Source organism: Chryseobacterium sp. X308, from assembly GCF_020733145.1.
GTDB classification, from domain to species: domain Bacteria; phylum Bacteroidota; class Bacteroidia; order Flavobacteriales; family Weeksellaceae; genus Chryseobacterium; species Chryseobacterium cupriresistens.
In genome coordinates this window covers 20,785-33,522 of record NZ_JAJFZH010000031.1, presented here as the reverse complement: position 1 = coordinate 33,522, position 12,738 = coordinate 20,785, and the positions used below count along the sequence as shown (strand labels likewise).

General features: G+C 37.6%; 13 protein-coding genes. 5 read left to right on the top strand and 8 right to left on the bottom strand.

Going from position 1 to position 12,738, the window contains the following annotated elements; translation table 11 throughout:
* Positions 1-308: 308 nt before the first annotated feature.
* The 3 genes from LIV57_RS21255 to LIV57_RS21245 form a co-directional block, all read right to left on the bottom strand.
* On the bottom strand, positions 309-1,070 hold the full coding sequence (locus LIV57_RS21255) for an MBL fold metallo-hydrolase (protein WP_227944205.1): 762 nt from the start codon (positions 1,068-1,070) through the stop codon (positions 309-311).
* A gap of 385 nt (positions 1,071-1,455) precedes the next feature.
* Entirely contained in the window at positions 1,456-1,998 is a 543-nt protein-coding gene (locus tag LIV57_RS21250) for a Crp/Fnr family transcriptional regulator (protein ID WP_227944204.1), read from the bottom strand.
* A gap of 16 nt (positions 1,999-2,014) precedes the next feature.
* Positions 2,015-4,000: a urocanate hydratase gene (locus LIV57_RS21245; RefSeq protein WP_227944203.1), complete on the bottom strand. Its 1,986-nt coding sequence runs from the start codon at positions 3,998-4,000 to the stop codon at positions 2,015-2,017.
* Between the two features lie 274 nt (positions 4,001-4,274).
* Between LIV57_RS21245 and LIV57_RS21240 the strand changes: the two genes are divergently transcribed.
* Complete coding sequence (locus LIV57_RS21240; protein ID WP_227944202.1) at positions 4,275-4,712, top strand: endonuclease domain-containing protein; 438 nt, start codon at positions 4,275-4,277, stop codon at positions 4,710-4,712.
* 116 nt (positions 4,713-4,828) lie between these two features.
* Here the strand turns inward: LIV57_RS21240 and LIV57_RS21235 are convergent, their stop codons facing one another.
* From LIV57_RS21235 to LIV57_RS21215, 5 genes are all read right to left on the bottom strand, one after another.
* Complete coding sequence (locus LIV57_RS21235) at positions 4,829-5,122, bottom strand: hypothetical protein (RefSeq protein ID WP_062671877.1); 294 nt, start codon at positions 5,120-5,122, stop codon at positions 4,829-4,831.
* 49 nt (positions 5,123-5,171) lie between these two features.
* Positions 5,172-6,158: a 2-hydroxyacid dehydrogenase gene (locus tag LIV57_RS21230; RefSeq protein ID WP_227944201.1), complete on the bottom strand. Its 987-nt coding sequence runs from the start codon at positions 6,156-6,158 to the stop codon at positions 5,172-5,174.
* A gap of 77 nt (positions 6,159-6,235) precedes the next feature.
* Positions 6,236-6,499, bottom strand: a complete 264-nt coding sequence (locus LIV57_RS21225) for a prevent-host-death protein (protein ID WP_110011069.1) — start codon at positions 6,497-6,499, stop codon at positions 6,236-6,238.
* Positions 6,500-6,677: 178 nt separating this feature from the next.
* Positions 6,678-7,328, bottom strand: coding sequence for a protein-L-isoaspartate(D-aspartate) O-methyltransferase (locus LIV57_RS21220; protein WP_110011068.1), 651 nt, complete (start codon positions 7,326-7,328; stop codon positions 6,678-6,680).
* Between the two features lie 98 nt (positions 7,329-7,426).
* Positions 7,427-8,074, bottom strand: a complete 648-nt coding sequence (locus LIV57_RS21215) for a hypothetical protein (protein WP_227944200.1) — start codon at positions 8,072-8,074, stop codon at positions 7,427-7,429.
* 134 nt (positions 8,075-8,208) lie between these two features.
* Between LIV57_RS21215 and LIV57_RS21210 the strand changes: the two genes are divergently transcribed.
* The 4 genes from LIV57_RS21210 (at position 8,209) to LIV57_RS21195 (ending at position 12,735) form a co-directional block, all read left to right on the top strand.
* Positions 8,209-9,171, top strand: a complete 963-nt coding sequence (locus LIV57_RS21210) for a Gfo/Idh/MocA family protein (RefSeq protein ID WP_227944199.1) — start codon at positions 8,209-8,211, stop codon at positions 9,169-9,171.
* Positions 9,172-9,617: 446 nt separating this feature from the next.
* Entirely contained in the window at positions 9,618-11,348 is a 1,731-nt protein-coding gene (locus tag LIV57_RS21205; RefSeq protein ID WP_227944198.1) for a cellulase family glycosylhydrolase, read from the top strand.
* 66 nt (positions 11,349-11,414) lie between these two features.
* Complete coding sequence (bla-A, locus tag LIV57_RS21200) at positions 11,415-12,293, top strand: CGA/CIA family class A beta-lactamase (protein ID WP_227944197.1); 879 nt, start codon at positions 11,415-11,417, stop codon at positions 12,291-12,293.
* Positions 12,294-12,324: 31 nt separating this feature from the next.
* Complete coding sequence (locus LIV57_RS21195; protein ID WP_227944196.1) at positions 12,325-12,735, top strand: hypothetical protein; 411 nt, start codon at positions 12,325-12,327, stop codon at positions 12,733-12,735.
* Positions 12,736-12,738 lie beyond the last annotated feature (3 nt).

Sequence of the window (12,738 nt, the reverse complement as noted above, 5' to 3'; positions counted from 1 at the left end):
CTTTAAATTCTGTTCAAACTCTAAAAGGAATAAAGAAGTGAGGACATTTCTAAAGCACAATATACTTCCTGAGTTATTTAGCCAAAACTGTTCTCTCACCCCTTTTGCTTTGTATGTAAATTTATTCTTTTGCAAACATAGGAGCCAAAACTTAATTTTAAATTTCGGCTAAAGCCAATCATATTACGCACAAAAGAAAACGGGCTTCCTTCGACTAAGTTCAGGATTATAGCCCGTTCCTATTGATATTGAGATTCTTCACTCCATTGCATTTCACTCAGAATGACAGTTTTCCTTACAAATATCAGTTAAGATTCTACCACCATCGCTCCATCCTTCAAAATTAAATACTCCTGTCCTACTTCCTCTGATACGTTTATCAAATCCTGCTCGTCAAAAACCTGAGGAATATAGCATTTTTCATGAGCAAACAATCCGTAATGGATAGGCACTAGTTTTCTAGCGTGCAGAAGGTGGGCTGCAGCAAAGGCTTCTTTCAGATTGAGGGAAGCGGGAACCGGACTGTATTCTAATCCAATGATCTCGAAATTTACTATTACTCCGTTTACGGGTAAGAAAGCGTAATCTATATTGGGGTTTTCTTTCCCGAGCTTCCAGAACTGGTTGTGCCAGATGGTATCTCCACCATGAAAGATTTTAGTATCACCATCATCTACAATCCAGGAAGACTGTATTTCTCCTACGCCATCCATGGCAAATACAGGTTTGAAGGTGATATTGTTTTCTGTGAAGTTTTCATCAAGATCCAGAACGATTATTTCAACATCAGGTACAAGTTTTCTTACAATAGGCTCCAGTCCTGCGTAGATGACCAGTTTTCCGTCTTTCTTTAAACATTTCCGGATCACTCCTTTATCAAAATGATCAAGGTGCATATGCGTAAACAGGATATAATCTGCCTGTACATGGTCTGAAAATTCTATGAGATTTTCTACAGCATCTCCCAAAACAGGTTTGTAATAAGAGAAATCTTCTACTGCATCTATTAAGATGGTTTTGTTGTGAGAAGTAATGCGAATGCCTGCCCAGTTTAATTTTTGTATTTCCATATTCTTTTTCCAGCAAAGGAAGAAACTTACGGAAGGCCAGTCAATAAACAAAAGATAATAAATGAGGGTGTTTTGAGGATGGGAGCTGGGGGATGGAAGATGGAAGTTGATTCTTTCTCTACAGTTTCTATTGTAAATTCTTTGAATTAATAGAATTTTATAAACGCAAAGTTTTTAATTTATTAACTGCAGATTCTAAGAGGGCAAAGAAGGCGGCAAAGCCGTTGTCTAAGCTAATGGTAAGAGCACGCTTCATCAAATCGATTGAAAATCGATTCATCCTTTGCTCACTAATAATGTGGATTTAAAATTGAAACTTTGCGTTAAAAAAAATCAGCAAGATAATATTAGTAAGTTCTTTTATTATCTTCAAATTTCCAGCATCTTACAAAATTCTTTTTCTGATTCTGCTTAAAGAGATAGGTGTAATGCCAATATAGGAGGCAAGGTATTTCAGAGGAATATTTTGAATGTAATGGGGTTTGTTCTTCAGCAGGTATTCATAAAGGTCCTGCGGAGTGTTTTTCAGCAGAAGCATTTCCCTTTTCATTGCAGCGTTGAGCTTTCTGCTCAGATAGTAGTTCTGTACGAAACGGCAGTGTGGATTGACAGCGAACAGATTTTTCACCTCATCCAGAGTGATTTCCCATGCCAGCCCTCTGTTGATAGACTCGTAAACGGCATCGGAACTTTTTTCTTCAACAGTAAAAATATCACCTGGAAAGTAGAATTCTGCACAGATCTCGGTATCGATATCTGAGGTACTGTTGATGTAGTATTTACGGACAAGCCCATCTTCTACAAGATAGGCTTTGTTGTCCATAAATATATTTTTCTTTGAAAATTCAACCTCAGCAAACTTCTCCCATACAGGATCACTATCCTCTACGTTCAGGTGTGAAAACAGTTTTTTGTTGATCGTTGCCAATGTTGAATATTATAGTTTACAGTAAATTTTCGTCTACAAGGTTCGGAAGTGTTACTTTTAAGTTTGGTTCTGCTTCCATCGCTCTTTTAATGGCGAAAACAGCGCCTTCATTTCTTGCCCAGCTTCTTCTTGAGATTCCGTTGTTTACATCCCAGAAAAGCATAGACTTCAGTCTTCTGTCGGCATCATCACTTCCGTCAAGAAGCATTCCGAAACCTCCGTTGATCACTTCTCCCCAGCCTACTCCGCCTCCATTGTGAATAGAAACCCAGGTCGCTCCACGGAAGCTGTCCCCAATCACGTTGTGAATAGCCATATCTGCTGTAAATCTTGATCCGTCATAGATATTGGAAGTCTCTCTGTAAGGAGAATCTGTTCCTGAAACATCGTGATGATCTCTACCCAATACAACTGGCCCTATTTCCCCATTTTTAATAGCTTTATTGAAAGCTTCAGCAATTTTCATTCTTCCTTCTGCGTCTGCATAAAGGATTCTTGCCTGAGAGCCTACCACCAGTTTGTTTTCCTGTGCTCCTTTGATCCACTGGATATTGTCTTTCATCTGCTGCTGGATCTCTTCAGGAGAGTTCTTAACCATTTCTTCTAATACTGCACAGGCAATATCATCCGTTTTCTGAAGATCTTCCGGATTTCCACTGGAACATACCCAACGGAACGGTCCGAAACCATAATCGAAACACATAGGTCCCATGATGTCCTGTACATAGCTCGGATATTTGAATTCTCTTCCTAATGTCGGGTTTTCTGCCATTACATCAGCTCCCGCTCTGGAAGCTTCCAGTAAGAAGGCATTTCCGTAATCAAAGAAATAGGTTCCTTTTTCTGTATGTTTGTTGATGGCTGCAGCATGTCTTCTCAATGTTTCCTGAACTTTTTCTTTGAATAACTCAGGGTTTTCAGCCATCATGGTATTGGATTCTTCAAAACTTTGTCCTACAGGATAATAACCACCCGCCCATGGATTGTGAAGGGAAGTCTGATCTGATCCGATATCGATTCTTAAATCTTCCTGATCAAATTTCTCCCAAACCTCTACAATATTTCCAAGGTAAGCCAAAGACACCGTTTCTTTGTTCGCCTGTGCTTCTCTTACTCTTTTTACCAATGCATCAAGATCTTCATGAATTTCATTCACCCATTTCTGATCGTGGCGGATTTTCGTGATCTTAGGATTCACTTCTGCACATACGGTAACGCAGCCTGCAATATTCCCCGCTTTGGGCTGAGCACCACTCATTCCTCCTAATCCTGAAGTAACGAAAAGACCTCCTTTAGGTTCTTTTTTGATTTTTCTGAAAGCATTTAACACCGTAATCGTTGTTCCGTGAACAATCCCCTGAGGACCGATATACATATAACTTCCTGCCGTCATTTGCCCATACTGGGTAACACCTAATGCATTGAATTTCTCCCAGTCATCCGGTTTTGAATAGTTCGGGATCATCATACCATTCGTTACAACAACTCTTGGTGCATCTTTGTGAGAAGGAAATAAACCCATCGGATGTCCTGAATACATCACCAGGGTCTGTTCATTGCTCATTTCAGACAGATATTTCATGGTCAGCAGATACTGAGCCCAGTTGGAGAATACGGCTCCGTTTCCACCATACGTAATCAGTTCGTGTGGATGCTGCGCTACTGCATAATCCAGGTTATTCTGAATCATCAGCATAATGGCTTTTGCCTGCTCAGATTTTCCGGGATAGTCTGTGATAGGTCTTGCCTTCATTTCATAATCCGGACGGAAACGATACATATAAATCCTTCCGTAATCTTCCAGTTCCTGCTTAAATTCAGGAATCAGTTCTGCGTGAAACTTTGGATCGAAATAACGTAAAGCATTCTTCAATGCCAGTTTTTTCTCTTCTTCCCCTAAAATTTCTTTACGCTTCGGAGCATGGTTGATATTGGTCTCGTATGGTTTTGGTTGCGGCAGCTGATTAGGAATCCCCTGCTGTATCTGTTCTTGAAATGTCATATTGCTATTTAAAGGTCTATGTTTTTAAACAATGTTTGAAGTTTTAAAGATATTCAAAATAGGAAATATAGGCAAGTGATAGGATGAAAATGGCTTGGGGTTGAAAGTTTAAGGTTTAAGGTTTAAGGTTTAAGCAAAATTATGAAACCTGTAAATCGACTATCATTTGATATTAAATACTATATTTGAATAAATGCACCTCAATTCCCCTCCCTTGGAGGGGTGGATTTCAAAGTTAACAACTTTGGAAGACGGGGTGGTCAAAAACACAACAATGAAAGAAACCCTTACCGTCATCAACGGAATTCCTATCCGCAGGAATTTTGTTGAGAACCTGCCCTACAATCCCTATTTAAAAGCATTATTAAAAGAAAAACGTAAAGCCCGGATTTTGGGAGAAGTGATCTTCTGGAAAAAAGTCCGTGCAAAAAAATTCTATACCATTGATTTTGACAGACAAAGGATTATCGGAAATTATATCGTTGATTTCTATGTGAAAACTCTTGGACTTATTATAGAAATAGATGGTTCGAGCCATGACGAAAAACAGATTTATGATGGGATAAGAGAAGAATATCTTGAATCTTTGGGTTTGTTGGTTTTTAGAATCAGTGATTTTGATATGAGGAATAATTTGAGTTGGGTGATGAAGGAACTGGAGGATTTTATTGTGCTGCATTATGGAACCACCCCGTCTTCAAAAATTCTTTAATTTTTGAATCCACCCCTCCAAGGGAGGGGAATTGCCCTTACCCATATTAGTTGTTATTTCACATAAAAAAAAACCTTACTGAAATTCAATAAGGCTGGTTTTTGTATCGTTAAAATTTAAGTTAAAACATCATCGTTTTCTTCTTCATGGTCATCTTCATTATCACTGAGACTCCAGTAGTTGTTTTCTTCATCTTCCTCTCCTATTTCTTCCATTTCATCATCATCCTCAGCTCCAGGGATATCTAAGCCTTTATCAATTTTATCTTCATCAAAGTCTTCATCCAGAATAGGATTTCCGTCGCCATCGAGCGAAATATGTTTTTCTCTCTTAAATATATCTTCATTAGGGCTATAATCCATCTGTTCTAACCTCTTGTTTTGCTCATTAATATTTTTCTCTGGTGCCATAGTATTTAAGATTTTAGGTTTATATCATCAGAACAAAAATAATTCCAAGTTATGATGATTGATGAGAATAAACGTCAGGATTTGCACAATTCGGCATTTTTTCATTTTTTGAAAAAGCGATAATATTTCCTGCAGCCAGTCTGGCCATTCCATTTCGGGCTTCCAAAGTCGCAGAACCGATGTGTGGCAGAATACAGACACTTGAAAGTCCCAGAATAGGATCATCTGCAGACATTGGTTCCGGATTGGTAACATCCAGACCTGCTCCCCAGATTTTTTTGTCAACGAGTGCCTGATACAGATCTTTTTGATTGTGAAAACCTCCTCTGGCTGTATTGATGAAAATCGAGTCTGGCTTCATTTGTTCAAATATTGAATAATTAAACAATTCTTTCTGTTCAGGGGTAAAATTAGCATGTACACTCAATACATCTGAGTTTCTGATCAATTCTTCAAAAGAAACATAAGCTGCCCCCAGCTCTTTTTCTGCTTCTTCATTCTGATGACGGTTGTGGTAAATGATATTCATTCCAAAAGCCTTTTTTGATTTTTCAGCCATTTCATACCCGATTCGGCCCAATCCAAAAATCCCCAGTGTTTTTCCATATAATTCCTGGCCCAGGGCATGTAGAGGATCAAATGCTCCCCAATTGTCATCTTTTACTTTCTGAAAATTATAACTCGCTCTTCTGGCAACAGACTGCATCAGTAAAAAAGCAACATCTGAAGTAGCCCTGCTCAGAACATCGGGCGTATTTCCCACCGGAATGTGTCGTTGTGTAGCTTCTTTAATGTCAACGTGATCAAATCCTACAGAATATAAGGCAATGGCTTTCACATTCGGGCAGGCTTCAAAGAAGTTCTTATCATATTTAAAATCTGCGCCAATACTTAACATTGTATCTGTATTTTTACAGTAATTAAGCCATTCTTCGTAAGAAAGGTTTTCTTTTTCCGGGATTATAATCTCCAGGCCTGCTTCTTCCAGCATTTTAATTCCTGTTTCTGGAATTCTTTTATTGATAAAAACTTTCATAGTATTGTGGTTTGGTTATTTTAAATAAAAAACCTCACTCGCAAAAAGTAAGGTTATTGAACTTTAATATTAAAAAATTATTTCTCTTCATCCGAATGGTCTTTGTTCTTCTCCCAGGCTTCAGAAGCAATTTCCTGAATTTCTGTCCAAACTTCTTTTGCAGATTTCTGAGCCTGCGCCATAAATCCTTGTTTGGTAGCTTCCTGATTCCTGCTTTTCATGTCATGAAGGTAATCTTTCACCTGCTGGGAATAGCTTTCTATACTGTATCCCGGGTTATTATGCAGATTTTTCTGAAGATTACTAAAATCATGTGACGCCTTGAATCTGTTCGTGTCCATAATATTAAGATTTTAGTGATTGGGTTCTCATGTGAATCCAATTTTTATTCCGAAACAGATTTAAAATGTATTAAAAAAAGATTAAATCTTATTAATTATCGAATTTCAAAAACACAAACTATGGCTAAGAACAGGTATTTGAGACCAGCATGTCTGCTAATTCCTTATCTGTAATACATTATTGATTTGTATTTCCAAGCATCGGAACAAATTTATAAGCTCCGAATTCTTCTTTTTCAAATTCTGTAGGGCCTACTTTGGTAAATCTGTATAAAACCTGTTCATCCGTTGGTCCTAATGGGATCACCATTATTCCACCGATGTTCAGTTGTTTTAAAAGCTCTGTGGGTAATGTAGAAGCGCCACAGGTTACGATGATTTTGTCAAAAGGAGCAAAAGTTGGAAGCCCGGCAAAACCATCTCCAAAACTTTGAAATTTTGGAAACAGATGAAGTTCTCTGAGTTTCTTTTTGGAAAAATCAAAAAGGTCTTTCTGCCTTTCTACAGTATATACATGGGCTTTCATCGCCATTAAAACAGCGGTCTGGTATCCACAGCCTGTTCCGATCTCCAAAACTTTTTCACCTGGTTTTACCTTCAGCAGTTCAGACTGCTCCGCTACCGTGGACGGATGGGAAATGGTCTGATGGGCGAGAATAGGAAATGCCCTGTCTTCATAGGCAAAATCTTCAAAAATACTTTCGATAAAAAGGTGTCTTGGAACTTCATTCATTGCCGAAAGTACATTTTCATCCGAAATACCAATTCTGTTTCGAAGGTAGTCTACTAAAATCTTTCTTTTTCCTTTATGTACAAACGAATCCTGCATTTGACAAAAGTAAGAAATTAGAAATTAGATTTCAAATCGGAACAAAGAATTATCCCAAAAATAAAGCAGCCATTTTTTTGACTGCTTTGTTTTTATTTTTAATTCCATTGTATCGGATAAGGCCCGTAAAAATCGCTGAAAGTATTATCAGCACATCTTTTTCTCACAAAAAAATTATAATTCACTGTTTTACTTAACCCTACATAAATAGCTTTTTGGCCTGCAAACACCAAATCTCCACTTGCAGGAGGAGCAAAACTTGTTGTCAAAACCGTTTCATATGCAGAAACTCCATCATTTTCCCAGGATACTGTAGCATCAAAAATAGAAGAATTCGCAGAAGAGGTTGTTTTCGAATAGGTTGCATATTCTGGTTTTACGCAGGTGGTAGTAGTGCCTGCCAATACGGTAACAGGTCCTGCCCAGTTGCTCCGGCCGTTGTCTATTCCGCAGTTTTTTCTTACGTAAAGGTCACATTTGTTATCTTTATAGAGAGGGAGATTGTAGAAGTTCTTATTGGTGACCACTGTAGTTCCCTTTCCCAAAGAGAAACCCTGTTCCCCATACTGTACTTCATAATAGCCTTCTCCCATACTGATAAAGCTCCAGGAAAGCCGATTATTTGTTTTTTCAAATATCAGATTTGTAGGAGTACCACATTTGGCCTGCGGGTCATATGGGCTATCTCCTATACATCCGGCAGTGCATAATCCAGAGATGATTACAATCGAAATTATTCTTTTCATAGCTATTTTTCTGACCGTGAATTTAGTATAATTTCTTTAATGAATGAAGGCGTTCATTCCTGACTATCACCAAGTGAAAAGTCATGTATTTTATAAATGTACATTCACTATCTTTACAAAAATTTAATACAGCTATGTTAAAAGCAGGTTTGGTAGGTGCCGGACACTTGGGAAAAATACATTTAAAACTTCTTAATCAGTCAGATAGATATGAATTTGTAGGTTTCCATGATAAAGATGTTGAGAACGGAAAGAAATTAGAAGCCGAATTCGGATATAAATATTTTGAAAATTTTGATGATTTACTGGAGCAGATTGACATGCTTGACATTGTCACTCCAACTGTTTATCATTATGATTATGCTTTAAAAGCCATTGAAAAAGGCCTTCATTTCTTTATTGAAAAACCGGTAACCCAGACTCTTGAACAGGCAGAAGAAATTCTTCGTTTGTGCCAGGAAAAAGGAATCAAAGCACAGGTAGGACACGTTGAGCGATACAACCCGGCTTTTATTGCTACTAAGGAATACATCAGTACTCCGATGTTCATTGAAATCCACAGGCTGGCAGAGTTTAATCCCCGTGGTACGGATGTTTCTGTAGTGTTGGACCTTATGATTCACGATCTTGATATCTTATTAAGCATTGCGAAATCTAAAGTGAAAAATATCCACGCAAGCGGTGTTTGTGTAGTCAGCAAAACTCCGGATATTGCCAACGCAAGAATAGAGTTCGAGAACGGATGTGTGGCCAACCTTACGACTTCCAGAATTTCTATGAAAGCTATGAGAAAAAGCAGATTCTTCCAGAAAGATGCTTACATTTCCGTTGACTTCCTTGAGAAAAAAGCTGAAGTGATCAGAATGAAAGATGCTCCCGAAAACCCTACTCCATTTGATATGATCATTGAAAATGCAGAAGGAGAAAAGAACCAGATCCTGTTTGAGTATCCGAATATCCAGCCCAACAATGCTATTCTGGATGAATTAAATTCTTTCGCTGATGCGATTACGGGCGACAAAAATGTAGAAGTTTCTCTTGAAGATGGTACTGAAGCGTTGAAAGTGGCTTTAGAGATTATGAAACTGATCAGTTAAAAATACGCTGACTCTTAATCAGCAATAGTACAAAGCTATCTTATAATCAGAATAATTGGTTATGAGATAGCATTTTTTTTTTATTATTAACGCAAAGGTTCATTCTCAGCTCTGCATTGTATTGAGTGAGCAAAGGTTGAATCGATTAAAAATCGATTTGATGAAGCGATATTATTTATTCTGTTAATTTCTGCTTTGTATTTTTTAAAACTTTCAATGAAATAAAAACTTTTCATCAATAATTACTGATTTATCAATAAAAAAATCCTTTTCAAAACAAAAAAACAATATATTTGAAGAATAATTCAATAAAGCATTGAAAAATTTTGTTTTACATATATGGATATCCGGCAAACGCGAAGATGTGAACTTTGATTCATCTCGTTTGACCATCATTCCGTATTATTTCTAATATTTTTCCTATTATTTTAAACATTGCAATCACTATGAAAAGAGCCATTCTATTATCTGCACTTTTATTGTCTCAATTTGGGACATCACAATTACTGAAGACTTCAGGACAGAAAATCGTTAATGATAAAGGTGAAAATATTCAATTGAAAGGCCTTGGGCTGGGCGGTTGGATGCTACAGGAAGGTTATATGCTGAAAACTGCCGATTTTGCAGGCCCTCAGTATAAGATTAAGGAGAAAATTGCAGAACTGATTGGTGAAGACGGAATGAATGAGTTCTACAAAGCGTACCTGAAAAACGGAATCACTAAACAGGATATTGACTTTCTTGCCAAGGCAGGATTCAATTCTATAAGGCTGCCCATGCATTATAATCTTTATACGCTACCGATTGAAAAGGAACCTGCCAAAGGAAAAGATACGTGGCTGGATGAAGGTTTTAAAATGACTGATGATCTTCTTCAATGGTGTACCGATAACAAAATATACCTGATTCTCGATCTGCATGCAGCACCAGGAGGCCAGGGAAATGATGCGAATATATCTGATAATGACAAATCTAAACCTTCACTTTGGGCCAGTGAAGAAAATCAGAGAAAAACAATTGCCCTCTGGAAAAAACTGGCTGAGAGGTATAAAGATAATCCATGGATCGGAGGCTATGATCTGATTAATGAACCCAATATCAACTTCACAGGTAAAAACGCGAATGGTACAGATGAAATGTCCAATGCTCCGCTCTGGAAACTTCAGAAAGATATTACAGCAGCCATCAGAGAGGTGGACAAAAAGCATATTATTTTTATTGAAGGAAACGGATGGGGAAATAATTATAACGGGCTTCCGGCGATCTGGGATAATAATATGGCCTTCAGTTTTCATAAATACTGGAATTACAATGATGATCAAACCATTAAGTTCGCCCTGGATCTCAGAGAGAAACATAATATGCCGATATGGCTTGGGGAAACTGGTGAGAATTCCAATGTATGGTTTACCGAGCTGATCCAGCTTTTGGGCAAGCATAATATAGGATACGCCTTCTGGCCGATGAAAAAGATTGATAATATCGCGGGAATTACCAATGTAAAAATCACTCCTGAATATGAAAAGCTGTTGGATTACTGGAAAAACGGAGGTGAAAAGCCTTCTAAAGAGTATGCCAAAAAAGCTTTACTACAGATTGCCGACAATTATAAGCTGAACAACACGGAAATTAAAAGGGATGTGATTGATGCAATGTTCAGACAGATTACAGATGCTTCTACAAAACCTTTCAGAAATCACCAGGCTCCGGGAAGAATATTTGCTTCAGAATATGATTTGGGAAGAATGGGCTCCGCCTATCTGGATAAGGATTTTATTAACCTCTGGGTAAGTGATCCGGCAAAAAGATCAGAATGGAACTCCGGACAGCAGATGAGAAATGACGGGGTGGATATTTATCAATGTAATGATAAGGTTACCAATCAGTATTATGTAGGAAAAACAGAGACCGGAGAATGGCTTCAGTACACAGTTCAGTCCAAAGGAGACAAAAGTTATTCGATGGATATAAGATATTCTGCGGCCAACGATTCCAAAATAAGAATTGAAACAGCTTCCGGAAAAGTTTTATCTACAGTATCATTGTCATCTACGGGTGGAAATGAAAACTGGAAAACGGTTACTGCAAAAAACATCAGCCTTCAGAAAGGGGAAAACAAGATCAGAATCGTCTTTGAAAATGATGGAGTCAATCTGAATTATTTTGAATTAAAATAGTAATAATTGTCTTAAATTGCAGCTCTCTTCCGGTCTTCGGAAGAGGGCTTTTTTAATGATCATATTATGAAAAAAACAGCACTCTTTTTCCTTCTGATTTCAGCATTTACCTTTGCTCAGACTTCTCTGTTGGAACAAAAAATAAACTCAATTCTCAAAAACAAAAAAGCGACAGTAGGCGTTTCTGTCCTAGGTTTTGAAAATGGTTTTGCATACAATAAAAATGCAGATAAAAAGCTGCCAATGCAAAGTGTATTCAAGTTTCACATTGCCGCAGCGGCTCTGAATGCCGTAGACCAGGGAAAGCTTTCTCTGGATCAGAAAATCAAACTGGATCAGTCAAATTTACTAGAGAATACGTGGTCGCCGCTTCGTGATCAATATGCAGGAAAGAATGCAGAAATTCCGCTAGGTGAAGTGATTGAATATACCGTTGCCAAAAGTGATAATAACGGCTGTGATATTCTTCTCAGATTATTGGGAGGTACCCAGACTGTTCAAAAATTCATGGATTCCAAAGGGGTAAAAGGTTTTCAGATCAAATATAATGAAGAGGATATGCATAAAGACTGGAATGTTCAATATGAAAATTACAGCACGACAAAATCAGCAGTCGATGTCCTTAAAAAATTCTATGACGGGAAATTACTTTCCAAAAAATCTACAGATTATCTGATGAAAGTACTATGGTCTACTTCCACAGGATTGAATAAAATGGTAGAACAGCTTCCGAAAAACACGCCTGTGGCAAGAAAAACGGGAGCTTCAGGAAAGAATGATGCAGGTTTAACAGGTGCGGAAAATGAAATTGGAATCGTTACTTTACCCAATGGAAAACATTATGCATTAGCTGTATTTGTCAGTAATTCAACGGAAACGGATGCTGTCAACTGCAGGATGATTTCAGATATTTCCAGGGAGGTTTGGGAATATTTTAATAAGTAAAATTTTAAGCTTATTTTTAAAGCGATTTAACATGAAAAAAATAATAATAACAACGGCTCTGTTTGCTTTCACATTCTTTTACACTCAGAAGAATCAGAATTATTTGGAGATCAGCTACGGAAGTGTATGCTGTGGCCCTGCCTCTGATAAGCCTGTAATGAGTTTTCTGAAAGAATTTAAGAACAAAAGCCAGATAAAAAGCCTGGAAGTCCTGATCCAAAAAGGGATGGGAAGAGAAGGTGAATATACATTGTATGTTGGCACCGACTTTCTTACAAAGAATCAGAAAAAACGATTGATAAGAGGTTTAACGGCTACTGTTTCCAATCAGAATAACAGTAAAAAAAGTCAGAGTGTAGGAAATGTTACCTTTGATTCAACAGCTGTTGTCACACAATCTGACCTTACAGACGCAAAAAATTTAACTATCTATAAAAAATAAAGG

What these genes read in the sequence shown, in the direction of transcription:
- LIV57_RS21255 (WP_227944205.1), bottom strand. Translation starts at nt 1,070, where the DNA reads ATGGAAATACAAAAATTAAACTGGGCAGGCATTCGCATTACTTCTCAC.
- LIV57_RS21245 (WP_227944203.1), bottom strand. Translation starts at nt 4,000, where the DNA reads ATGACATTTCAAGAACAGATACAGCAGGGGATTCCTAATCAGCTGCCG.
- LIV57_RS21240 (WP_227944202.1), top strand. Translation starts at nt 4,275, where the DNA reads ATGAAAGAAACCCTTACCGTCATCAACGGAATTCCTATCCGCAGGAAT.
- LIV57_RS21235 (WP_062671877.1), bottom strand. Translation starts at nt 5,122, where the DNA reads ATGGCACCAGAGAAAAATATTAATGAGCAAAACAAGAGGTTAGAACAG.
- LIV57_RS21230 (WP_227944201.1), bottom strand. Translation starts at nt 6,158, where the DNA reads ATGAAAGTTTTTATCAATAAAAGAATTCCAGAAACAGGAATTAAAATG.
- LIV57_RS21225 (WP_110011069.1), bottom strand. Translation starts at nt 6,499, where the DNA reads ATGGACACGAACAGATTCAAGGCGTCACATGATTTTAGTAATCTTCAG.
- LIV57_RS21220 (WP_110011068.1), bottom strand. Translation starts at nt 7,328, where the DNA reads ATGCAGGATTCGTTTGTACATAAAGGAAAAAGAAAGATTTTAGTAGAC.
- LIV57_RS21215 (WP_227944200.1), bottom strand. Translation starts at nt 8,074, where the DNA reads ATGAAAAGAATAATTTCGATTGTAATCATCTCTGGATTATGCACTGCC.
- LIV57_RS21210 (WP_227944199.1), top strand. Translation starts at nt 8,209, where the DNA reads ATGTTAAAAGCAGGTTTGGTAGGTGCCGGACACTTGGGAAAAATACAT.
- LIV57_RS21205 (WP_227944198.1), top strand. Translation starts at nt 9,618, where the DNA reads ATGAAAAGAGCCATTCTATTATCTGCACTTTTATTGTCTCAATTTGGG.
- bla-A (WP_227944197.1), top strand. Translation starts at nt 11,415, where the DNA reads ATGAAAAAAACAGCACTCTTTTTCCTTCTGATTTCAGCATTTACCTTT.
- LIV57_RS21195 (WP_227944196.1), top strand. Translation starts at nt 12,325, where the DNA reads ATGAAAAAAATAATAATAACAACGGCTCTGTTTGCTTTCACATTCTTT.